Source organism: Streptomyces sp. ITFR-21, assembly GCF_031844685.1.
In the GTDB taxonomy this organism is placed as follows: domain Bacteria; phylum Actinomycetota; class Actinomycetes; order Streptomycetales; family Streptomycetaceae; genus Actinacidiphila.
Genome location: NZ_CP134605.1, coordinates 6,300,194 through 6,323,403 on the forward strand (window position 1 = coordinate 6,300,194; position 23,210 = coordinate 6,323,403).

Sequence of the window (23,210 nt, forward strand, 5' to 3'; positions counted from 1 at the left end):
GGTGCTGGTGCTGGTGCCGTGCGTGCCCGGTTCGACCCGTTCTGCCGTTCTGATTCAGATGATGGCGATCTGCGTCCCCGGGGTCGACCACGGGTGTGCACTCCGGGAGTGCCGTAGCGGTCGTGAACGGCCCCATACGACCGATGCCCCACGGTACGGGCGTGTTCGCCGCGCATCCTCCTCGAATCGGTGGTGCTGATCGGCTGCGAAGACCTTCGCCAGGAGGCGGGGTCCGCCGCAAGCCCACTCCGATCGGCTGCCGAGCGGCGACCCGTGACCGGGTCGGGCGACCCGTCCTCGGCCGCCCCTCAAAGGAACGGCACGGGGGTGTCCGGGTGGTCCCGCCCATCCGCGACAGGGGACGTGCGTCCTGCGCGTTCGGGGGCCCGGTGCGCCGCGCCGCGGCGAGCCGCACGGGGTATTTACGATAGGACTAATATAGTAAGAGCTAATACAGAGGTGGAGCGGAAGGACCTCCCCGGGTGGACCTGCGGCGGCTGTTCGACGATCTGGTGCGGTTCGAGACCGACCTGTGGAACGCGATGGACGCCCGGGTCCGGCAGGACTGCGGGCTGTCCCTGGGCAGCTTCGACGTGATGTCCGTCGTCGCCCGCACACCGGCGTGCCGGGTCAACGACATAGCCGCGGCCCTGTCGATCACGGTCGGCGGGGCCAGTCAGGCAGTCGACAGGATCGTCGCGCGCGGCGGTCTCGTACGCCGTCCGAACCCGGCCGACCGGCGTTCCTCGGTCGTCGAACTCACCCCGGACGGCGCGGAGTCGGTCGAAAGGGCCGGCCGCGTCGTCGACCGGGAACTCCGGCGGCGGCTGCGCGGCCCGCTGCCCGCGGCCGAACTCGACCGGCTCGGGGCCGCGCTCGCCGCCCTCCGCGCGGCCAACACACCACGCACCGGCGACTCCTAGGGTCTGTCGCCGGGACCTCCGCGGCGCCGCGGGTCCGGCGCGTACACCCGCCGCGTTCCCGCCGGCCGACGACACGCCACGGCGCGCCCTCCTCCACCGCGCACCCGCACCCACGGACATCCCGGCGCCAGGCCCCAGCGGCCGGCGCCGCACCTCCCGAAGGAGAGACAGATGAACGACACCACGGCCCGAGCGGTCCGCTTCGACCGCTACGGCTCCACCGACGTCCTCTATGTCGCCGACGTGCCCATGCCGGAACCGGCGGCGGGCGAGGTGGTCGTCGCCGTCAAGGCGGCGGCCGTCAACCCGGGCGAGGCCGCCATCCGCACCGGTGCCCTCCACGACCGGCTGCCCGCCACCTTCCCCTCCGGGGAGGGCAGCGACCTCGCCGGCGTGGTCACCGCGGTCGGCGACGGCGTCGGCGAGTTCGCCGTCGGCGACGAGGTGCTGGGCTACTCCTGGACCCGCTCCAGCCACGCCACCCACACCGCCGTACCGGCCGGCCAGCTGATCCGCAAGCCGCCGGAGCTCAGCTGGCCGGTCGCCGGCTCCCTCTACGTCGTCGGCTGCACCGCGTACGCGGCGGTCCGGGCCGTCGACCCGAAACCGGGGGAGACGGTGGCGGTCTCCGCGGCGGCCGGCGGCGTCGGTACGGTCGTCGTACAGCTCCTGGGCGTGCGCGGCGCGCGGGTGCTCGGCATCGCCTCGTCCGCCAACGCCGACTGGCTCACCGCGCACGGCGCCACCCACGTCCCGTACGGCGAGGGGCTCGCCGAGCGGCTGACCGCGGCGGCGCCGGACGGTATCGACGCCTTCATCGACCTGTTCGGCCCCGAGTACGTGCAGCTCGCGGCCGACCTCGGCATCGCACCCGACCGGATCGAGACCATCATCTCCTACGCGAAGGCGCGAGAACTCGGCGCCAAGGCCGCAGGGAGCGCCGACGCCTCCACCCGCGAGGTGCTGACCGAGGTGGCCGGCCTCGTCGCCTCCGGCCGGATCGGGATCCCGGTCGCCGCCGCCTACCCGCTCGACAAGGTCGCCGAGGCCTTCGAGGAACTGGAGCGGCGGCACACCCGCGGCAAGATCGTGCTCGTCCCCTGAGCCGGGGCCCGCTGCCGGGATCCCGCTCCTCCACCGCGCGGATCCGGGCGACGGATCCCCGCCGAGTCTCCCGAGCGCACTGAGCGCGCCGAGCACTCGGAGCAGGCCGACCCGCCCGGGGGCGAAAGACGGCTTCGGCCTGCTCCACGCTTGTGCCAAGTCTTGGTATCCGCGACCTTGACTGCGTGAAGGGCCGGAGAGTTCACCGCGGTGGGAGAGCGCTCTCCAAGTGGTCGTCGCCCCGACGGTGCCGGCGTCCCGCGGACCCGCGGGCCGGGGCCCGCGATCCCCCCGCACCCGTCGTCACACGCCCCCACCGTGAGAGAGCCATGCCCTTCAGCCATCGAGCGACCACGCGCGGTCCCAGCGGATCCCGCTCCATGGGGGCGGTCGCGGCCGCCGTCCTGGCCTGCTCGCCTCGCTGTCCTGCGCCGGCGGCCCGGCGCACGCCGCCGGGCCTGTCGCAGGGCAGGCCCGCCACCGCCTCCTCCACGGAGAACGCCGGCACCTTGGCGTCCGCGGCGGTCGACGGCAACGCGGGCACCCGATGGTCCAGTGCCGCGGCCGACCAGCAGTGGCTCCAGGTCGACCTCGGCGCCGGCGCCTCGGTGACGCAGGTCGTCCTCCAGCGGGAGGCCGCGTACGCCTCCGGCTTGCAGATCCAGGTCTCCGACAACGGCACGACGTGGAACCCGGTTTACTTCACCACCACCACCACCACCGGCACGGGCGGCAAGCAGACCCTCACCGTCTCCGGCACCGGCCGCACATCCGGATGTACGGCACCACGCGGGCCACCGGATACGGCTACGCCCGGTGGGAGTTCCAGGTCTACACGGTCGGCGGCGTGACCGCGACCGTTCCGCCGCCGCCGTCCCGGCCGGCGCCCGGCAACCGCCTCTGGCTCAACTCGACCGCGGCGACCAGCACCCGCGTGGCCCAGCTGACGGGACAGATGACACCGGCCCAGAAGGTCTCGATGCTGCACGGCACCGACGCCTCCTTCTGCATCGGCGAGATCATCGGCATCCCGTCGCTCTGCGTCCCGGACGTCGACTTCGGGGACGGCCCGGCCGGCGTCGGCGACAGCCTCGGCGGAGTCACCCAGATGCCGTCCGGCCTGGTCTCCGCGGCCACCTTCGACACCCAGTACGAGCAGTGGTACGGCGTCGCGGTCGGCCGGGAGTTCGCCGCCAAGGGGGTGATCGTCGCCCTCGGCCCGACCGTCAACATCGTCCGCGACCCGCGCTGGGGCCGCGCCTACGAGACCTTCGGCGAGGACCCCTACCCGTCGGGGCAGACGGGCGCCGCCGACCCAGATCCTGGTCGGCGACTCCTCCCGCAACCTGCCGCTGACCGGCGGCCCGGACCTGAGCGGCGTGGCCACCGCCAACGCCCGGCCGTAGCACCCGCCGGCGCGGGGGACGGCCGAGCAGGCCGCCCCCCGCGCCGGGCCCGCCGCCCGGCCCCGGCGTCGCGGCCGCCGCCGAGGCCGGTCAGTTGTCGGGCAGCCGCCAGCCGCGGTCGCCGGCCAGCTCCTCGGCCGCCTTGGGGCCCCAGGAGCCGCGGGCGTAGGGGAGCGGCTCGGGGCGGTCGCGCTGGACCGGGTCGCAGACCTGCCACAGCCGCTCGATCTCGGCCGCGCCGGTGAACAGCGTCTGGTCGCCGTGCATCGCGTCCAGCAGCAGCTTCTCGTACGCCTCCAGCGGCTGGACGCCGGGGAAGGCGTCGTCGAACCGCAGTTCAAGGCGCGCGTCGGAGACCAGCAGCTCCGGCCCCGGCTTCTTGGCGCGCAGGATGACGGACACCTCGGGCTCGTCGGTGAGCTCCAGGACGAGTTCGTTGGGCTCGTTCGGGCGGCAGTCGGCCAGGCCGAACAGCTCCTGCGGCGGGTTGCGGAAGCCGACGGTCACCACCCGGCGCGACTGCCCCATGGCCTTGCCGGTGCGCAGCAGGAACGGCACGCCCTGCCAGCGCCAGTTGTCGATCCAGGCCCGGACCGCGACGAACGTCTCGACCGTGGAGCGCGGGTCGACGCCCTCCTCGTCGCGGTAGCCCTCGTACTGCCCGAAGACGACCTCCTGCGGGTCGAAGGGCCGCACCGATTCGTACAGCTTGTACTTCTCGGCGCGCAGCTCCTGCGCGCCGATCCGCACCGGCGGCTCCAGTGCGACGAACCCGAGGATCTGGCACAGGTGGGTGGAGACCATGTCACGGAAGGTGCCGGTGCCCTCCATGAAGGACGCGCGGCCCTCGATGCCGATGTCCTCGGGCACGTCGATCTGCACGTAGGCGATGTGGTCGCGGTTCCAGGCGGGCTCGAACAGGCCGTTGGCGAAGCGCATCGCCAGGATGTTCTGGACCGCCTCCTTGCCGAGGAAGTGGTCGATGCGGAAGACCCGTTCCTCCGGTACGACCCGGTGGACGGCCGCGTTCAGCGCGCGGGCGCTCGCCTCGTCGCTGCCGAAGGGCTTCTCCATGATGATCGAGGCGTCGGCGGCGATGCCGGTGTCGCCGAGCATCCCGATCATGGACTCCATGGTGGCCGGGGGCACCGACATGTACACCAGGGTGCGCACGTCGGCCGAGCTGTCCCGCTGCGCCGCCCGTACGGCCGCGGCCAGCTCCGTACCGTCCTCCGCCGACGAGGTCCGGAAGGTGATGTGTTCGGCGAACGCGGCCCAGGCGTCCTTCTCGAACGCCGCCGCCGCGTGCTCGCGCACCCGCTCGGCCAGCCGGGCGCGGAACTCCCCGTCGGTGCCGGGGGAGTGCCGTCCGGAGCCGATGACGGCGAACCGCTCCGGCAGCATCCCGGCGCGGAAGAGCCGGTAGAGCCCGGGGAAGAGCTTGCGGCCGGCCAGGTCGCCCGTGGCGCCGAACAGGACGAGGACCTGCGGGTCGGTGAGGGCGGGGGGGATCCGGTCGGCAGAGGTCATGTACGTCTTCTCGCTCTCGGGAGGTTCGCACCGCCGTCGGCGCAGTGCGGCGCGGTCCTGTCCTGCCGGCGAGTCTAGGTTTCCCGGACCCCGATATCGGTGAGGCGGCGCGCGTGCCGTGTGAGTCCGCCCGGACGACGCCGCCTTCCACGACGGTGAGAACGCCGGCACGGACCTCCGGCTCGCCAACGGCGGCGACGCCGGGACCATCGGCCGCGTCCACGCCACCGTGACCGGCGGCGGCGTCCTGGCGCTGCACCTCTGCCCCGGCGACGGCTGACGGCCGCGGGGCTCCGGGCGCCCGCGACGGCCCCCGGAGCCCCGGCCGGCCCCGAACCGCCGGCCGCCGGCGGGGCGGCGGGCCGCGCCCCGGCCGGCGCGGCGGCCCCGGAGCGGGGCCCGCGGGACCTGCCGGTCCCGGCCGGTCCTGCCGGGTCCGGGATCCGTCGCGGACGCCCGGGTCTGCGGCGTTCGTTCATATGATGAGCGCTTCGCCGGGCCCGATTTTTTGGGGGGTGCCCGGCCTGATGCGCAAGGGATGCCGATGACCCGTTCACGCACATTCGCCGGTGCCGCCGTGGCGGCCGCACTGGCGGGAGCCGCGCTGCTGCCGACCCAGGCGGACGCGGCCGCCGGCTCGGTCCACCTGTACCGGATCTACTACGACAGCCCCGGCGTGGACCGCGGCTCGAACGCCAGCCTGAACGCCGAGTGGGTGCAGATAGCCAACACCACCGCGAAGTCCGTGAGCCTCAAGGGGTGGGTGCTGGCGGACGCCTCGAACCACAAGTACACCTTCGGCACGTACGCCATCGGGGCCCACCGGATCCTGGCCGTGCACACCGGGAAGGGCAAGGACACCTCGGTGAACCGGTACCAGAACCGGGCGGCCTACGTGTGGAACAACGACAAGGACACCGCCACGCTGAAGAAGGCGAACGGCGCGAAGGTCGACACCTGCTCGTACAACTCCACCAAGGTCGACTACAAGGCGTGCTGAGCCGACCGCTCCGCCCCGCCTCCGTGCCACGGAGGCGGGGCGCGGCCCTGCGGTCGGGTACGCGCTACCACAAAGGCCGGGAACGGACGGGGTGTTCGCGGGCGATTCGGCGCGGCTTCGTCCTGGCCCTGTCTCACACCGCCGGGCATGGTCATAATGCGGTTCATGGGGTCGGTGATCACCGTGGTGTCCGTCGCGTCGGTGATCGCCGGTGCCGCCGGCGCGCTGCTCTGGCCGATGCGGGGCCGCCGGGACCTCGGCACCCCCACCGACCGGGCCGCCTTCGCCACCCTGCACGCCGCCTCGCTGGCGGCCCCGCCGCTGCGCGAGGGGCTCACCGCCGCGTCGGCCCGGCGGGCGGCCCGGCACCTGCGGGACCTGCTCGGCACACCCGCGCTCGCCCTGGTCGGCGACGGCGAACTGCTCGCCTGGGAAGGGCCGGGCAGACGGCACGCCGCGCGGGCGGTGGCGCACGCCGGGGACGCGATGCGCGCCGGGCGGCCCTGGGTGGTGCCCGCGGAGGTCGTCGACTGCGGCGACCCCGACTGCCCGGTCCGCAGCGCCGTCGTGGTGCCGCTGGTGGTGGACGGCCTGGTGGTCGGGGCGCTGTCGGTGTACGCGCGGCAGGTGTCCGCCGGGCTGGTCAGGGCCGCGGGCGAGGTCGCCCACTGGGTCATCTCCCAGCTGGAACTCGCCGAACTCGACCGCTCCCGCACCCGGATGATGGAGGCCGAACTGCGCGCGCTGCGGGCCCAGATCTCCCCGCACTTCGTCTACAACTCGCTCACCGCCATCGCTTCCTTCGTCCGTACCGACCCCGACCAGGCCCGCGAGCTGCTGCTGGAGTTCGCCGAGCTGACCCGCTACAGCCTGCGCAGCCACGGCCAGTTCAGCACGCTGGCCGAGGAACTGCACTCCGTCGACAGCTACTTGCGGCTGGAGCGGGCCCGCTTCGGCGCCCGGCTGCGGGTCGACCTGCTGATCGCCCCCGAGGTGCTGCCGGTCGCGGTGCCGTTCCTGTGCCTTCAGCCGATCGTGGAGAACGCCGTACGGCACGGCCTCGGCCCCAAGCCGGCGCCGGGCCGGATCACCATCCGGGCCGAGGACGCGGGCGCGGAGTGCCGGATCAGCGTGGAGGACGACGGCGTGGGCATGGACCCTGACAAACTGCGCGCGCTGCTGGCGGGGGAGGCCGACGGGGACTCGCTCGGCCTCGGCAACGTCGACGTGCGGCTGCGCACGGTCTTCGGCGACGACTACGGCCTGGTGGTGGAGACCGCACCGGGCGCCGGCACCAAGGTCAACGTGCGGGTGCCCAAGTACCGGAACGGAGTGCACCCGTCATGAAGCCGCTGCGGATCCTGGCCGTCGACGACGAACCGCCCGCCCTGGAGGACCTGACGTACCTGCTGCGCGGCGACCGGCGGATCGGCCGGGTGCTCGCCGCCGGCAGCAGTGACGCGGCGCTGCGGCTGCTGGAGCGCGAGACGGTCGACGCGGTCTTCCTCGACATCCGGATGCCCGGCCTGGACGGGCTGGACCTGGTGCGGGTGCTCGGCCGGTTCGCGGACCGGCCCGCCGTCGTCCTCGTCACCGCCCACGACGACTTCGCGGCGGACGCCTTCACCCTCAAAGTGTGCGACTACCTGCTCAAACCGGTACGGCGGGAACGCCTGGCCGAGGCGGTCCGCCGGGTGGCCGCGCTGAACGGCGGGCCGCCGGGCGCCCCGGTCCCGGAGCGGTCCGCCGAGCGGATACCGGTCGACCTCGGCGGCGTGATCCGGTTCGTCTCCCGGGACGAGGTGGCGTACGCCGAGGCACAGGGCGACTACGTGCGCCTGCACACCGACGGCGAGGCGCCGCTGGTGCGGACCTCCCTCGCGGTGCTGGAGGAGCGCTGGGCGCCGCACGGATTCCTGCGCATCCACCGGCGGTTCCTGGTCTCGCTGCGGCGGGTGGAGGAACTGCGCTCGGACGCCGGGCACTGGACGGTACGGGTGGCCGGCGGCGACCTCCCGGTCAGCCGGCGGCACGCCCGCGAACTGCGGGACCTGCTGACCCGGTGGGCGCGGCAGCCCGGCCCCGGTCCCTCGTGAGCGGGCCGCAGCACCCCCGGCAGCCCCCGCCGCGCGTCGCGGTCACCGCTCCGCGCCGCGACCGGACGGGCGGCTACTCCGCGCGCGCCGGGGCGCGGGACCTGCACGCCCAGCCGCCGCTCGGCCGGGTCTACGTGCGCTCGCTGGTCCGCGACCAACTGCGGCCGGCACTCGGGGTGCTGGCCGTCCTGGCTGCGGTGCTCGGCGCGACCCCGGCGGCGTTCGCGCTGTCACCGGGGCTGCGGACGGCGCAGATCTGCGGACTCCGGCCGGCCTGGCTGCTCCCGGCCGTCGTCGCCTACCCGGTGCTGGTGGCTGTCGCCTGGCTCCACGTCCGCCACGCGGAACGGGTGGAGCGCGACTTCGCCGAACTCCTCAACGCCCCCGGCCCGCCGGCCGGCCCGGGCGCCGCTTCCGCGCCCGCTTCCGCGCCCGCTTCCGCGCCCGGATCCGCCGCCGGTCGGGAACCCGGCGGCGGCTTTCCGCCCGTGCCCGGACCCTGGGGCCGATGAACGCCGGGCTCGGCTTCGGCGCGCTGGCGGTCGTCCTCGCCGCGACCGCCGGCTTCGGCGTGTACGGGCTGCGGCTGTCCCGGGCCACCTCGGACTTCTACGTCGCCTCGCGCGAGGTCTCACCCCTGATGAACGCCTCGGCGATCGGCGGCGAGTACCTGTCGGCGGCGTCGTTCCTGGGCGTGGCCGGGCTCCTCATGGCGTACGGGGTGGACATGCTCGCCTACCCGGTGGGCTACACCGCCGGGTACCTGGTGCTGTTGCTGCTGGTCGCGGCCCCGCTGCGGCGCTCGGGCGCGTACACGCTGCCGGACTTCGCCGAGGAGCGGCTCAACTCCGCGGCGGTGCGGCGGGTGGCGGGCGTGCTGGTCGTCGTCATCGGCTGGCTGTACCTGGTGCCGCAGCTCCAGGGCGCCGGCCTGACGCTCCAGACGGTGACCGGCGCCCCGCGCTGGGCCGGCGCGCTGGTCGTGGCGGCGGCGGTGGTCGGCGTCGCCACCGCGGGCGGCATGCGCAGCGTCACCCTGGTGCAGGGCTTCCACTTCTGGCTGAAACTGACCGCCATCGCGGTGCCCGCGCTCTTCCTGGTACTGGCCTGGCGGTCCGCCGGGGCGCCCGCGCTGACCGGTCCCGACGTGCCGAGGTTCCCGCGCACCACGGTGGTGCGCCTCCAGGACCCGGTCCGCTTCGACGTGCGCTCGCCCGTGACCGCGGTGGTCCGCGGCCGCCTCGACGGGACGGTGCACCGCCCGCCGGGCGAGCCGGTCCGGCTCGGCGGCGGCGAGCACGCGGCGGAGGCCGGCACCGAACTGACGTTCCCGGCGGGCGCCGTGGTGCCGCACGCGGCGGGCCTGGCCCCCGCCACCGGCGACCGCTGGGCCGCGCCGCTGTCCGGCGCGGGCGGCCGGCCGCACCCGCTGTACGCGGTGTACTCGATCCTGCTGGCCACCTGCCTGGGCACCATGGGCCTGCCGCACGTCCTGGTCCGCTTCTACACCAACCCCGACGGGCACGCGGCCCGGCGCACCACCGTACTGGTCTTGGTGCTGCTGAGTGTCTTCTACCTGCTGCCGACCGTCTACGGGGCGCTCGGCCGGGTGCTCGCCCCGCAACTGCTGCTCACCGGGCAGACCGACACCGCGGTGCTGGTGATGCCGCAGATCGCGCAGGCGGGCGAGGCCGGGCGGCTGCTCGCGGCGCTGGCCACCGCCGGGGCCTTCGCGGCCTTCGTGTCCACCGCCTCGGGGCTGACCGTCTCGGTGGCCGGGGTGGTCGCGCAGGACCTGCTGCGCGGCTCGACCCGCGGCTTCCGCCGGGCCTCGCTGGCCGCGACCGTACCGCCGCTGGTGATGGCGGCGGCGACCCCCGGGCTGCCGGTTGCCGACGCCATCGGGCTGGCCTTCGCGGTCGCCGCGTCCTCGTTCTGCCCGCTGCTGGTGCTCGGCATCTGGTGGCGCGGACTGACCGACCTCGGTGCCCTGGCCGGCCTGGTGGCCGGCGGCGGTCTCGCCGCGCTCGCCGTGGTGGTGACCGGCGTCCGCGGATCCGGCCGGGGCTGGACCGCGGCCCTGCTCGACCAGCCCGCGGCCTGGACCGTCCCCACGGCGTTCACCGTGATGGTCTCCGTGTCGCTGCTGACCCGGCGCCGGATCTCCACGGCGGCCGTGGACCGGGTGATGCTGCGCATGCACCTGCCCGAGGAGGTCGGCGCCGTCCCCCCGGCCCCGGGATCCGGCACCCTCCCGCCGGCCGCCGACCCGGCCCCTGCGGCGCGGTCACTGCCCGAACCGCCGACCGCTGGGCGCGGCTGACGGGCCGTCCGGCGAGCGGACCGCACCGCTGGGCGACCCGCGCCGTCCGCCGGCGGGCCGCGCGGCCGGGGCCCGCCTAGCGTGGCGGAGGCACCGGAACCGCTTCCGGCGTTCCGCCGCCGTTCCTCGACGAGGAGGGGAAGAGCAGATGAGCACTCCCACGACCACCACGACGCCTCCCGCGGCCCCGGAGACGATCGCCGACCCCGGACCGCTCGGCCTGGCCGGCTTCGCCGCCACCACCTTCGTCCTCAGCTCCTTCAACGCCGACCTGATAGACGCCGGTCTGCTGACGGTGGTCCTGCCGCTCGCGCTGTTCTACGGCGGTATCGTCCAACTCCTCGCGGGCATGTGGGAGTTCAGGAAGGGCAACACCTTCGGGGCCACCGCCTTCGGCTCGTACGGCGCCTTCTGGCTGTCGTACGCGGGCTATGCGAAGTACGTCGCCGGTGGCCTGCCGCCCGCGACCGAGCACCAGGCCACCGGGCTCTTTCTGCTGATCTGGGCGGTGTTCACCGTCTACATGACGGTCGCCGCGCTGCGTACCTCAGGCGCCCTGCTGGCGGTCTTCGCCACCTTGGCGGCGACCTTCGTCCTGCTGACCGTCGGCGCGTTCGCCCAGTCCGCCGACACCACCAAGGCGGGCGGCTGGCTGGGCCTGGTGACCGCGGTCGTCGCCTGGTACGCCTCCTTCGCGGGAGTCACCAACGCCACCTGGAAGCGGCCCGTCGTCCCGGTCTTCGCCGGGGCCGGCGCCCGCGTGTCCCTCGGCCGCCGCGGCGGGCCGGTGGAGGAAGCGCACCGGTAACCGCGCCGCCGAGGCGCGCCGCCGCGCTGACCGGTACCGCCACCGGCCCGCGCGGCACCGGCCGCGGCGCACCCGGGCTCCCCTGCCGGCCGGCGCCGCCGTCGCAGGGCCGCGGCGCCAGCCGGGTGCCGTTGACGTTGCCCGCCGCCTGGTCACCGCGGGTGACGTCCGGGCACAGCCCCGACCGCACACCGGTGACGGTCCCGTCCGGGTTGAGCCGCCGCTGCCGGTCGGCGCCGCCGTCGCAGGGCCGCGGCGCCAGCTCGGTGCCGGCCGCGGACCGGTTGCCGTACCCGTCCAGGCACCGCGTCCCGCCGCGGAGCCGCGGTTCACCGGCCGAGGTGCCGGTCACCGCCCGCGGCGCCGCCGCCGCAGGGCCGGATCCCGATCGTGGTGCCGGGGGCGGTCAGGCCGCCCTCCGCGTCCGGTGCGTACCGGGGACGCGTCGATCCCGGCCGAGCCGAACGCGCCGACGGCCGGCTGACAGCCGGTCAGCTCCAGGGGAGCCGGGACCTGTGGGCCCAGTACGCGGCGGGGGTCTCGGCCAGCGCGGCGAGGGCGGCCGTCTGGGCGGGGGCGAGTGCGACGGAGGCGGCCCGCAGGTTCGCGTCGAGCTGGGCGGTGGTCGCGGCGCCGGACAGCACCCGGCCCGCCCACGGCTGGTGCAGGGCGGCGGCCAGCGCGACGGCGTCGTAGGCGACGCCGGCCGCCTCGGCGACCGGTCCCAGCACGGGGTCGAGCGCCGGATCGGCCGTGGCGAGGCGGCCGTTGGCGAGCGCCTCCTTGACGATGACCGCGCATCCCGCCCGGTGCGCCTCGGCCAGGGCCGGGCCGGCCGACGGCTCCAGGATGTTCCAGGTGGCCTGGACGCTGCGGAACAGGGGCGCGCCGTCGACGCTGACCGTCAGGGCGGCGCGGATCGCCTCGCCCTGGGCGGGCCCGCTGGTCGACAGCCCCACGGTGACGCCGGTCGCGGCCAGACCGGCGAGCCGGCGGTGCAGCACGGGGTCGGTGAGGGCGGGGCTGTCCGGGGTGACCGAGTGCACCTGGTAGACGTCCAGCCGGTCGCCGAGCAGCCGCCGGGTCTCGGCGAGCTGCCGGTCGTACGTGGCGACGCCGTGGTCCTTGACCTCGTGCGTCCCGGCCGCCACCCGCCAGTTCGCGGTGTAGGTGTAGCCCCACTTGCTGGAGACGACCAGTCCCGGCCGCTCCCCGCCGTCGCTCAGCCACTCGGCGAGGAACTCCTCGGCGCGGCCGTACGAACGGGCGGTGTCGATGTGCCGGACGCCGCTCGCCCAGGCGTGGTCGAGCAGTTCGCGCACCCGCCGGCGCATCGCGTCCACCCCTCGCCCCGGCGGCAGGTCCCGGTCGCGGTCCGGCGTGATGTAGCCGGGGCGGCCGACCGCGGCCAGCCCGAGTCCGATCCGCCGGACGGGAACCTGGGTCGGCACGGGAGACTCCTTCCGGACGTGCGCTGCATGACGGACGGTCACGGGTACCGCTCCGCCCCCTCGTGTGATCACGGTAGCGCCGCGGGCCCGTGCCGCAGCGGCGACCCGGCCGCGCCACCCGGGTGGGCGATGGCCGGCCGCGACCGGCAAGGCGTGATATTGCAAATGCATGGTCAAGAATTGAGACCCGAAGGCCGGTTGCGCGGCTATGCGAGGGGAGTGCGGTGCGCGAGGGGTGCGCCGCGGTCCCGATATCGGGTGGGTGGCCTCATAATGGACCGGGCCTCACGGTGGTCGACCGACGCGAGTCCAACACCTTCTCCGCAGGTCATGTACGGGTTCGTCGAACCGGCTGGATGTCGCCGATCGTCGTAAACGGTCGTGCCGGACTATCGTCATGTTGCGATATCTGGTCGATATCTTGTGCACATCTGATCCCGGTGGTTGAGTGACGGCCGCCACGTTGTGGTGTTCATGATCGGCCACGGGCCCCCGTGCCGATCGGTCGTCACCCTCCGAGGAGCGCACGTGCTCCCATGCCGGACCCGCGCCGCACGACGTGCCCTGTCCCGAGCCGTCCCAGCGGCGCGACGACTGGTCACGGGCCCCACCGCCACGGCCGTGACCGCCGCGGTCCCGCTGCCGGCACTGCCCGCCGCCCCGGCGACGGCGGCCACCCCCGCGTGGCCGTGCCCTTCACCGAGTACCTGGCCGGCGCCACCACCAACAGCGGCAACAAATGCGTCCGCACCGGCCAGTTCGACCCGGGGTGGGACTACGGCGTCGGCACCATGTGGCCCTTCGCGCCGCATGTGGTGCCAGGTCGACGTCTCCTGCACCGCCCCGCCACCGACGGCGCCACCTGGACCACGCTGAAGGCCGCGACGGGCTGCACCTTCGACCCGGCCACCGGCAACCCGGTCACCGTCACCGTGCCCACCACCCCCGTCCGCTACCCGCGGCTGAACGTGACCGCCGACACCGGCTGGCCCGCCGCCCAGCTGTCCGAACTCCAGATCTTCTCCTGACCCGCGGCGCTCCCGTCGATCCGGCCGGCCGTGTTCCCCACCGCAACCGCGGTGGGGAACACGGCCGTTCACGTGGTGCCGGCACACCCGTGACGCGTCGCGAGGCGGACGGATCCGGTTCGTCATCTTGACGTGTACGCGACGCTCGCTGAGACTCCATCTCGATCCCCGGGTGGGAGCGCTTTCACGCGCTACCGGCGTGGAAGCCTCTCAAAGGGGCGGCGACCCATCCTCCCGTTCGCTGCACGAACTCAGAAGGGACCACGTCTCACATGCGCAGATCCCCCCTTCCGCGCCGCGCGCTGCCCCGTCCGCACCGGCGCCGCGGCGCCGCTGCCGTCCTGTCCGCCGCCCTGCTGGTCGTCCTCGGACTGCTCGGCCTCACGTCCGTCGCCGGGCCCGCGGCGGCCGACGCGTCCGACTACACCCAGAGCGTCACGGCCACCGGTTCCAGCCAGGCGCTGATCACCTTCAGGCCGACCACGCCCGCGAGTTACGTCGACGTCCACTACCTGGTGAACGGCGCGGGCCAGCAGAACCTCCGGATGGCGGTCAGCGGCGGCACCTGGACCCAGACGGTCGGCCAGCTCTCCACCGGCACGGTGCTCACCTACTGGTTCACCTACGAGAAGAACGGCCCCCAGTACGACACCCCGCAGTTCACCTACACCCAGGGCGGCGGCGGTACGACCGGCGGCACGACCGGTGGCGGCGGCACCCAGCCCGTACCGGGCACCATCCCGCTGACGATCACCAACAACTCGGGCCGCGCCGACAGCGTCTACCTCTACGACCTGGGCACCGAACTGGCGAGCGGCCGGCAGGGCTGGGCGGACGCCGACGGCGCCTTCCACGCCTGGCCGGCCGGCGGCAACCCGCCGACCCCCGCCCCCGACGCCTCGATCGCCGGCCCCGCGAGCGGGCAGTCGGTGACGATCCGGATCCCGAAGTTCTCCGGCCGGGTGTACTTCTCCTACGGCCGCAAGCTGGTCTTCCAGCTGGCCACCGGCGGCCTGGTGCAGCCCGCGGTGCAGAACCCGGCCGACCCGAACCGCGGCATCCTGTTCAACTGGTCGGAGTACACCCTCAACGACAGCGGCCTGTGGCTCAACAGCACGCAGGTGGACATGTTCTCGGCGCCCTACGCGGTCGGCGTGCGCTCCACCACCGGCGCCGCCCAGACCACCGGCCACCTCAAGTCCGGCGGCTACAACGCGGTCCTCAACGCGCTGCGCAGCCAGCCCGGTTGGGGCGGCCTCATCCAGACGGCCGCGGACGGCTCGGTGCTGCGCGCGCTGGCCCCGGGACACGCGGTGGAGGCCGGCGGGCTGTCCGGCGGCGTCCTGGACGACTACATCAACCGGGTCTGGCAGAAGTACACCACGGCCACGCTGACCGTGACGCCCTTCACCGACCAGCCGAACACCAGGTACTTCGGCCGCGTCTCGGGGAACGTCATGAACTTCACCGACTCCTCCGGCGCGGTCGTCACCAGCTTCCAGAAGCCCGACGCCGACAGCGTCTTCGGCTGCTACAAGCTGCTGGACGCGCCCAACGACCTGGTCCGGGGGCCGATCTCACGCACCCTGTGCGCCGGCTACAACCGCTCCACGCTGCTGGTCAACCCCAACCAGCCCGACACCGGTGCCGGGAGCTTCTACCAGGACGCGGTGACCAACCAGTACGCCCGCGCCATCCACGCGCAGATGGCGGACGGCAATGCCTACGCGTTCGCCTTCGACGACGTCGGCCACCACGAGTCCCTCGTCCACGACGGCAGCCCGCAGCAGGCGTCGCTCATCCTCGACCCCTTCAACTGACCGCGGTCCCCGGGGACCCGCGTCCCCGGGCAACGGCGCGCAGGCGCCGCGAACGATCCCGCGACACACACCCACGCGAAGGGCCACCACCGCTCATGACAGGAAACGCGAACCCCGCCGCGGCACCCGGCGGCAGGCGCCGGAGGCGGCGGACTCCGCTCGCCGCCCTCGGCGCCCTGCTCCTGCTGGCCGCCGGCGCCCTGGGCCTCACCGTCACCGGCGGATCGGCCGCCGCGGCGGTACCCGGCGCGCCGACCGGCTGGACCACCGTCTTCAGCGACGACTTCAACGGCGCCTCGGGGACCGGACTGAACCGCGACAACTGGCTCTACGACACCGGAATCGGTTACAACTACCCGGGCGCCGCCACCAACTGGGGCACCGGCGAACTGGAGACGGCGACCGACTCGACGGCCAACGTCTACCAGGACGGCGCCGGACACCTGGTGATCAAGCCGCTCAAGGACGCCGCCGGGCACTGGACCTCGGGCCGGATCGAGACCCAGCGCACCGACTTCGCCGCCCCGCCCGGCGGCCAGTTGCAGATCAGTGCGTCCATCCAGCAGCCCAACCCGCAGCACGGCCTCGGCTACTGGCCGGCGTTCTGGGCGATGGGCGCCGCGGCCCGGCCGGTCGGCGCCACCAACTGGCCCGGCATCGGCGAACTGGACATCTTCGAGGACGTCAACGCGCTGAGCCAGCACTCGACCACCTTCCACTGCGGTGTGTGGGCGGGGGAGTGCCACGACCCCGACGGCATCAGCAGCGGCCTGCAACCCTGTGAAGGCTGCCAGACCGGTTTCCACACCTACTCGGTGATCGTCGACCGCACCAACACCTCCGCCGAGCAGCTGCGCTTCTACCTCGACGGCGCCCTCACCTACACGGTCAACGAGAACCAGGTGTCCGTCGCCACCTGGCAGGCCGCCGTCGACCACGGCTTCTTCGCCATCTTCGACGTCGCGATCGGCGGTTCCTACCCCGACAAGGTCTGCGGCTGCACCTCGCCCTCCGCCGACATCACCTCCGGCGCCGGCATGTCCGTGGACTGGATGGCCGTCTACCAGACCGGCAACGGCAGCGGCACCACGGACGGCGGTACGACCACGGGCACCACGGACGGCGGTACGACCACGGGCACCACCACCAACGGGGGCACGACCACGGGCACCACCACGGACGGGGGCACGACCACGGGCACCACCACGGACGGGGGCACGACCACGGGCACCACCACGGACGGGGGCACGACCACGGGCACCACCACGGACGGCGGTACGACCACCGGCACCACGGACGGGGGCACGACCGGCGGGACCACGACGCCGGACTACGCGCAGAACGCCACCTCGGTCGGCGCCGGCCAGGCCCGGATCTCCTTCACCCCGACCACACCCGCCCAGTACGTCGACGTCCACTACCTGGTGAACGGCGCGGGCCAGCAGAACTTCCGGATGGCGGTCAGCGGCGGCACCTGGACCCAGACGGTGAGCGGGCTGTCCGCGGGTTCGGTCCTCACCTACTGGTTCACCTACGAGAAGAGCGGCCCCCAGTACGACACCCCGCATTTCACCTACACCCAGAGCAGCTAGGACCCGCCGGAACCGGTCCCGCCGCCGACCCGCCGGGCCGGGGCAGGGGCCGGTTCCCCGGAGCAGGTCCGGACCGGCGCCGCCGCGGTACGCGGCGCGCCGCCGTCCAGCCGAGGGGATGGTCCGTGCACTGTGGACGGCGAAGGGGAAAGGAGGCGGAGTACTCACTCCTCGCCGGTCCAAACGTACAGCGTGCCGGGGGGCTTGCGGCAAGGCCCCGGTCATGCCGCACAATCGCGTGCCGAGGAGTCCGCCGAGCGGCCGGCCGGCGGCCCGCACGGGACCGCCGGGCCGGCGAAGACGCCCGCCGCCCTCCTCAGCCGTCCGGTCGACCGAGAGTCCTGATCCAGTGGAGCCAGCTTTGGTCCCTCCCCCACCGTTCCCGCCCGAACTACCGTCAGCCGACCGCGCCGCAGGCGCGCACGGAGCCGGTGGCGGGACGCACCCGGGCCGCGGCGCCGCCCGGCCCACCGACGACTGGCGGGCCGGCGAGCTGCGAGCGGAGAACGCGTACGTCGGCGCCCTGTACGACCGCTTCGAAGCCCAGCGCGGACTCGCCGCGGACCGGCTGCGCGAACTCCATCTCCAGGACAGGGGCGGCACGTTCCAGTCCCGTATGGAGCGCGACACGCTGGAGATCCACCACACCCGCCGGCTGGCCGAACTGCACGCCGCCGAGTACGGGCTCTGCTTCGGCCGGATCGAAGACGCCGACGGCGAGCGGCGCTACATCGGCCGGATCGCCCTGGCGGACGACGACCACGAGCCGCTCCTCACCGACTGGCGGGCGCCGGCCGCGGAGCCGTTCTACCGGGCGACGCCCGCCGCGCCCGGCGGCGTGGTGGCGCGGCGCCACCTGCGGAGCAAGGGCCGGGCCGTCGTCGACTTCGACGACGACGCCTTCGGTGTCGGCGCCGTCGAGGGCCGCGACAGCTCCGAGCTCAGCGGCGAGGCCGCCCTGCTCGCCTCGCTGACGGCGGCCCGCACCGGGCGGATGGGCGACATCGTCTCCACCATCCAGGCCGAGCAGGACCGGGTCATCCGCTCCGAACTCGGCGGTGTGCTGGTCGTGCAGGGCGGTCCGGGTACCGGCAAGACCGTGGTCGCCCTGCACCGCGCCGCGTACCTGCTCTACACCCACCGCGACCGGCTGGCCAGGAGCGGCGTGCTGGTCATCGGGCCGAACACGACGTTCCTGCGCTACATCGACCAGGTACTGCCCGCGCTCGGCGAGAGCGAGGTCGTGCTGAGCAGCATCGGCGCGCTCTACCCGGGCGTCACGCCGACCGGCACGGAGACGGCCGAGGCCGCCGCCGTCAAGGGCGACGCGCGGATGGCCGGGGTGCTCGCCGCCGCGCTGGAGGGCCTGCGGCAGCTGCCGGAGACGGCGTGGACCGTCACCGTGGGCCGCGGGTCGCACCGGGAGGAGGAGGTGCGGGTCGGCAGGGCCCTGTGCGAGCGGGCGCAGGCCGTCGCGCGCAGGACCGGCGGGCCCCACAACGCGGCCCGGCCCGAGCTGGTCGAGCGGCTCTCCGCCGAGCTGGCCCTGCGGCTGGCCAGGGACCGCGGCGGGGACATGGACCTGGACGGCGTGGCGGACCTCGCCGACGCGCTCGTCCGCGAGCCCGGGTTCCAGGCCGTGGTCGAGCGGCTGTGGCCGCTGCTGAGCCCGGAGCAGCTGCTCACGGCGCTGTTCGGCTCCCCGGAGCTGCTGACCGCCGCCATGCCGGACTTCTCCGCGGCCGAACGCGCCGCGCTGCTGCGCGCGCGCCCGGCCCAGGGCGGGCCGGCCGCCTCCTGGACCACCGACGACGTCCCGCTGCTGGACGAGGCCGCCGAGCTGCTCGGCCCGCCGCCCGGCGGCGGCGCGTCCCGCCGGGCGGCGGCCGCCGCGCGGGCCGCGGACCTGGAATACGCGAAGGTCGTCCTTGAGGACTTCGGCGAGGGGCTGGTCGAACCGGAGCTGCTGGCCCGGCAGTACCGCGGCGAGGACGCGCTCCGCCCGCTGGCCGAGCGCGCCGCCGAGGACCGGACCTGGGGCTTCGGGCACGTGATCGTGGACGAGGCGCAGGAACTGTCCCCCATGGCCTGGCGGCTGCTGACCCGCCGCTGCCCCGGCCGTTCCATGACGATCGTGGGCGACCTGGCGCAGACCGGCGCGCCGGCCGGGCTGACCTCCTGGGGCGAGGCGCTCGACACCTACACGGCGGGACGCTGGCGTACGGTCGAACTCACCGTCAACTACCGGACCCCGGCCGAGATCATGCGCGTCACCGAGGGCGTCCTGCGGGCGCTCGACCCGGCGCTCACCGCTCCCGGCGCGGTGCGCAGCGGCGGGATCCGCCCGTGGAGCCTGCGGATCCCGCGCGACGACCGGGGACCGGCGCTGCGCGCCGCGGTCGGGAAGGAGATCGCGGCGGCGCCGGACGGCGGCAGGACGGCGGTCATCCACCCCCCAAAGTGGCCGGCCGAACTGATCGGCGCGCTGGCCGGACTGGACGGCGTCGCCGTCTTCGACGGCCCGTCGGCGCTGGACGCGCGCGTCGTCCTGTTGACGCCCGCCCAGGCCAAGGGGCTGGAGTTCGACGCGGTCCTGGTCGTGGAGCCCGCGCAGATCCTCGCGGCGCACAGCCGCGGCGTGAACGACCTCTACGTCGCGCTCACGCGTGCCACCAGGAGCCTCGGGGTCATCCACCGCGGGGAACTGCCGGACATGCTGGCCGGCCTGGACCCCCGCTGACCGGAGGGCGGGCGCGGGCCGCCGGGCTCAGGAGCCGGCCAGGGCGGCCCGCAGGCTCTCCCGGTGGGCCCGCGCCGCCGCCATCAGGCCGTCGAGGGCGTCGCGGGTGCGGACGAGGTCGTCGATGTGCCCGGAGAGGCGGTCGCGCTCCTGCGCCATCCGCTCCAGCGCGGTGCCGGTGTTGCCCTCGCTGGGCGAGTCGACGCAGGGCAGCAGCTCGACGATGGTGCGGCTGGACAGCCCCGCGGCGTACAACCGCCGGATGAACGTGACCCGCTCGACGTCGTCCTCCGCGAAGTACCGCTGCCCGCTGCCGCTGCGGGTGCTGCTGAGCAGGCCCTGCTCCTCGTAGTAGCGCAGCGACCGGACGCTGACCCCGGCCCGCGACGCGAGTTCCCCGATGCGCATGCCGCGCCCTCCCGGCTGTGCCGTGCGGTACAGAGCTTGCCCTTGACGTCGGTGTCAGGTTCTAGCGTAGCCGCTGTGCCCGGGGACCCGGGCGCTCCGTACCACGAAGGAGTACCGCGGTGACCACCCTCTTCCACAGCCACCGGCTCGGCGACCTGACGCTGCCGAACCGGGTGGTGATGGCGCCGATGACGCGGGTGCGGGCCGCCGCCGGCGGTCTGGCGACGGCGTCGATGGCAACGTACTACGCCCAGCGGGCGACGGCCGGCCTGATCGTCAGCGAGGGCGTGCAGCCGAGCCTGATCGGGCAGTCCAACCCCGGTACGCCGGGGCTGCACACCGACGAGCAGGTCGCCTCGTGGCGGCCGGTGACCGCTGCCGTGCACACCAACGGCGGACGGATCTTCGCCCAGATCATGCACGGCGGGCGGGTCTCGCACCCCGACACCAACGGCCTGCGTCCGGTCGGGCCCTCGGCGGTCCCCGCCGTCGGCGACGTCTTCACCCCGACCGGACCGCGGCCCGCGCCCGTACCGCGTGCCCTGGAGACCGCCGAAGTGCCCGAGCACGCCCTGTCGTACGCCGAGGCCGCCCGCCGGGCCGTCGACGCCGGCTTCGACGGCGTGGAGCTGCACGGCGCCAACGGCTATCTGATCTCGCAGTTCCTCTCCACCAACGCCAACCTGCGAACGGACCGCTACGGAGGCCCGGTCGCCAACCGGATCCGGTTCGCCGTCGAGGCGGTGTCCGCCACGGTCGAGGCCGTGGGCAAGGCCAGGACCGGTATCCGCCTCTCCCCGGGCGCGACGATCTGGGGCGTCCGGGAGAGCGACGTCCCCGAGCTCTACGCCGCCCTGCTGGCCGAACTCGCCCGCCTGGAGGTGGCCTACGTCCACCTCGAGGCCACCGCCGAGGAGCGGATACTGCTCGGGCTGCGCCGCGCGTGGCCCGGCACCCTCATCGTGAACCCGGTGCCTCCGATGGGCCCGAAGCAGACCGGCCGGGCCGACGCCGACCACTGGCTCGGGCTGGGGGCCGACCTCATCAGCTTCGGCCGCGCCTTCGTCGCCAACCCCGACCTGGTCGAGCGGCTGCGGACCGGACTGCCGATCGCCCCCGTCGACGAGGCCACGTACTACCAGGGCGGTGACGCGGGCTACCTCACCTACCCGGCGTACCGGCACACGGTCTGACCCCGCCGGTCCCCGCCCGGCCGGGCCGTCGCCCGGCGCCGCGCCTTCGGTGCCACGCGCCGCATGCCGTACCGGGGCCCGTACGGCGCCCCACGCCGCGCGCTGTGGCGTCCCGTCGGGGCGGCGCGTGCCCGACGGCCGCGGCCTGCGTCGCCGGGGTTCCCCTGCCCTCGTTCCCGCCCCCGGACCGCCGCACGCGGGGACGCGGCGGCCGTCGCCCCCGGACGGACGGCTGCTCGAACGGGTGGACAGACGCGCCCGTGGTGGCCCGGCGGTTGCCGCTAGCATCGGGCGATGCCGTCCAAGCGCGTGGTCCTGTACGCGGTGAGCTGTCTGGCCACCGGCGCCCTCCTGTCCGGCTGCGGCGCGTCCGGCGGCCCGGCCGGCGCGAGCGGGCAGGTGACAACGCCCGCCGCCATGACCACCGCGGCCGTACCGCCGACCGGCCGCGTACCGGACCCGACCGGTACGGCGACCACCGCGCGGCCGACCCGTCCGCCCCGGCACGAAGGCGCGCCCATGTCCCGCGCGCCGCGGCCCACAGCGCCGCCGGCGGCGTTCGAGGCCGGGAACCCGCGGGGGAACGCGCCGGTGCCGGCCGCCGCGCGGGCCGTGGACACCTCGCACCCGACCCGGACGATCGGCGACGGCACACCGGCCGGCTGCACTTCGGCGGCCGTGGTGGCGGCGGTCGCCGCCGGGGGAGTCATCACCTTCTCCTGCGGGCCGGCCCCCGTGGTGATCACCATGAAGGCCACCGCCAAGGTGCGCAACGCCAGTGCGCGGGTCGTCCTGGACGGCGGCGGGAAGGTGACGCTGAGCGGCGCGGGACAGCGGCGCATCCTTTACATGGACACCTGCGACCAGGCCCAGGGCTGGACCACGTCGCACTGCCAGGACCAGAGCGCTCCCGAACTCACCGTGCAGAACCTGACCTTCGCCGACGGCGACTCCACCGGGGACACCGCGGAGGGCGGGGGCGGCGGCGCGGTGCTGGTCCGCGGCGGCCGGTTCAAGGTGGCCGACTCCCGCTTCGTCCGCAACCGCTGCGACGGGACCGGGCCGGACCTCGGCGGCGCGGCGATCCGCGTGCTCGACCAGTACCAGGACCTGCCGGTCTACGTCACCGGCAGCACCTTCGGCGGCGCACCCGGGCAGGGCGGCTCCTGCTCCAACGGCGGGGCGCTCAGCAGCATCGGCGTGTCCTGGGTCGTGCTCAACAGCGTCCTGACCTACAACTCCGCGGTCGGCCACGGCGCGAACCCCGCCCGCGGCGGCACCCCCGGCGGCGGCAGCGGCGGGGCGGTCTACACCGACGGCAACCAGTACACCGTGCGCGTCGAGGGCTCGCTCATCGCCCACAACGACGCCAAGGAGGGCGGCGGCGCCTTCTTCTACGTGAGCAACGACCGCACCGGCACGCTCGCCGTCCACTCCTCGACCCTGCGGGCGAACCCCAGCCACGGCTTCGAGACGGCCGGCTTCCCCGGTGTCTTCTTCATCGGCGCGGGGAAGCCGGACGTCTCCGGCGCCGCGCTGAGTTGAGCTGACACCCCCAGGAGCGCGGCCCGCCCGAACCGTCGCCCGCGCCGCGCCGGCCGTTCCCCGGCACCGCCCGCCCCGGCGCCGGGACCACCCGCCGGCACCCTGCCCGACCTGTTGAAAAGCCGCCTGAGCGGGTCGGCGGGGATCCGCCGCCGCGCCAACCCGAACCTTTCGGTACGTACCACTCGCGCCGCGGACGTCGAGCCTGGCCCGCCCGGCGGATCCCGCGCACTGTTGCCTGAG

17 protein-coding genes and 3 pseudogenes are annotated in these 23,210 nt (G+C 74.5%); 17 read left to right on the plus strand and 3 right to left on the minus strand.

Annotation, left to right across the window (positions count from 1 at the left end):
* Positions 1-482: 482 nt before the first annotated feature.
* The 4 genes and pseudogenes from RLT57_RS27900 to RLT57_RS33560 form a co-directional block, all read left to right on the plus strand.
* The gene (locus RLT57_RS27900; protein ID WP_311300012.1) at positions 483-923 is read left to right on the plus strand and encodes a MarR family winged helix-turn-helix transcriptional regulator; all 441 of its coding nucleotides are present in this window, start codon (positions 483-485) and stop codon (positions 921-923) included.
* Positions 924-1,094: 171 nt separating this feature from the next.
* A complete protein-coding gene (locus RLT57_RS27905; RefSeq protein WP_311300013.1) occupies positions 1,095-2,027 on the plus strand; it encodes an NADP-dependent oxidoreductase in 933 nt (310 codons plus the stop codon).
* 380 nt (positions 2,028-2,407) lie between these two features.
* A complete protein-coding gene (locus tag RLT57_RS27910; protein WP_311300014.1) occupies positions 2,408-2,878 on the plus strand; it encodes a discoidin domain-containing protein in 471 nt (156 codons plus the stop codon).
* 257 nt (positions 2,879-3,135) lie between these two features.
* A pseudogene (locus RLT57_RS33560) lies at positions 3,136-3,261 on the plus strand (hypothetical protein); the annotation flags it as partial.
* 262 nt (positions 3,262-3,523) lie between these two features.
* Here RLT57_RS33560 and zwf read toward each other — a convergent pair.
* Entirely contained in the window at positions 3,524-4,963 is a 1,440-nt protein-coding gene (zwf, locus tag RLT57_RS27920) for a glucose-6-phosphate dehydrogenase (protein WP_311300016.1), read from the minus strand.
* A gap of 544 nt (positions 4,964-5,507) precedes the next feature.
* Between zwf and RLT57_RS27925 the strand changes: the two genes are divergently transcribed.
* The 6 genes from RLT57_RS27925 (at position 5,508) to RLT57_RS27950 (ending at position 11,190) form a co-directional block, all read left to right on the plus strand.
* Entirely contained in the window at positions 5,508-5,963 is a 456-nt protein-coding gene (locus RLT57_RS27925; RefSeq protein ID WP_311300017.1) for a lamin tail domain-containing protein, read from the plus strand.
* Between the two features lie 165 nt (positions 5,964-6,128).
* Complete coding sequence (locus RLT57_RS27930) at positions 6,129-7,310, plus strand: sensor histidine kinase (RefSeq protein ID WP_311300018.1); 1,182 nt, start codon at positions 6,129-6,131, stop codon at positions 7,308-7,310.
* Positions 7,307-8,059 carry a LytR/AlgR family response regulator transcription factor gene (locus tag RLT57_RS27935; RefSeq protein WP_311300019.1) on the plus strand — a complete coding sequence of 251 codons (753 nt, stop codon included), beginning with the start codon at positions 7,307-7,309 and terminating at the stop codon, positions 8,057-8,059. Before RLT57_RS27930 ends, RLT57_RS27935 begins: the two co-directional genes overlap by 4 nt.
* On the plus strand, positions 8,056-8,571 hold the full coding sequence (locus RLT57_RS27940) for a hypothetical protein (RefSeq protein ID WP_311300020.1): 516 nt from the start codon (positions 8,056-8,058) through the stop codon (positions 8,569-8,571). Before RLT57_RS27935 ends, RLT57_RS27940 begins: the two co-directional genes overlap by 4 nt.
* A complete protein-coding gene (locus tag RLT57_RS27945) occupies positions 8,568-10,382 on the plus strand; it encodes a cation acetate symporter (RefSeq protein ID WP_311300021.1) in 1,815 nt (604 codons plus the stop codon). Before RLT57_RS27940 ends, RLT57_RS27945 begins: the two co-directional genes overlap by 4 nt.
* A 148-nt stretch (positions 10,383-10,530) precedes the next feature.
* Entirely contained in the window at positions 10,531-11,190 is a 660-nt protein-coding gene (locus RLT57_RS27950) for an acetate uptake transporter (RefSeq protein ID WP_311300022.1), read from the plus strand.
* Positions 11,191-11,681: 491 nt separating this feature from the next.
* Here the strand turns inward: RLT57_RS27950 and RLT57_RS27955 are convergent, their stop codons facing one another.
* Positions 11,682-12,641: an aldo/keto reductase gene (locus RLT57_RS27955; protein WP_311300023.1), complete on the minus strand. Its 960-nt coding sequence runs from the start codon at positions 12,639-12,641 to the stop codon at positions 11,682-11,684.
* 683 nt (positions 12,642-13,324) lie between these two features.
* Between RLT57_RS27955 and RLT57_RS27960 the strand changes: the two genes are divergently transcribed.
* The 5 genes and pseudogenes from RLT57_RS27960 (at position 13,325) to RLT57_RS27975 (ending at position 19,821) form a co-directional block, all read left to right on the plus strand.
* On the plus strand, positions 13,325-13,669 hold the full coding sequence (locus RLT57_RS27960) for a hypothetical protein (RefSeq protein ID WP_311300024.1): 345 nt from the start codon (positions 13,325-13,327) through the stop codon (positions 13,667-13,669).
* A gap of 272 nt (positions 13,670-13,941) precedes the next feature.
* Positions 13,942-14,262 (plus strand): annotated as a pseudogene (locus tag RLT57_RS33565) (hypothetical protein); the annotation flags it as partial.
* A 132-nt stretch (positions 14,263-14,394) separates the two neighbouring features.
* Positions 14,395-15,489: pseudogene (locus tag RLT57_RS27965) on the plus strand (glycoside hydrolase family 64 protein); the annotation flags it as partial.
* Positions 15,490-15,689: 200 nt separating this feature from the next.
* Positions 15,690-17,081 (plus strand): glycoside hydrolase family 16 protein, encoded by a 1,392-nt coding sequence (locus tag RLT57_RS27970; protein WP_399129962.1) that lies wholly within the window; start codon positions 15,690-15,692, stop codon positions 17,079-17,081.
* A 361-nt stretch (positions 17,082-17,442) separates the two neighbouring features.
* Positions 17,443-19,821, plus strand: coding sequence for a HelD family protein (locus RLT57_RS27975; protein ID WP_311300026.1), 2,379 nt, complete (start codon positions 17,443-17,445; stop codon positions 19,819-19,821).
* Positions 19,822-19,848: 27 nt separating this feature from the next.
* Here RLT57_RS27975 and RLT57_RS27980 read toward each other — a convergent pair whose 3' ends face one another.
* The gene (locus tag RLT57_RS27980; RefSeq protein WP_311300027.1) at positions 19,849-20,229 is read right to left on the minus strand and encodes a MerR family transcriptional regulator; all 381 of its coding nucleotides are present in this window, start codon (positions 20,227-20,229) and stop codon (positions 19,849-19,851) included.
* A 119-nt stretch (positions 20,230-20,348) separates the two neighbouring features.
* Here RLT57_RS27980 and RLT57_RS27985 point away from each other — a divergent pair, with 119 nt between their 5' ends.
* Together RLT57_RS27985 and RLT57_RS27990 are read left to right on the plus strand one after the other, a co-directional pair.
* On the plus strand, positions 20,349-21,422 hold the full coding sequence (locus RLT57_RS27985) for an alkene reductase (RefSeq protein WP_311300028.1): 1,074 nt from the start codon (positions 20,349-20,351) through the stop codon (positions 21,420-21,422).
* Positions 21,423-21,716: 294 nt separating this feature from the next.
* Positions 21,717-22,967 carry a hypothetical protein gene (locus RLT57_RS27990; protein ID WP_311300029.1) on the plus strand — a complete coding sequence of 417 codons (1,251 nt, stop codon included), beginning with the start codon at positions 21,717-21,719 and terminating at the stop codon, positions 22,965-22,967.
* Positions 22,968-23,210 lie beyond the last annotated feature (243 nt).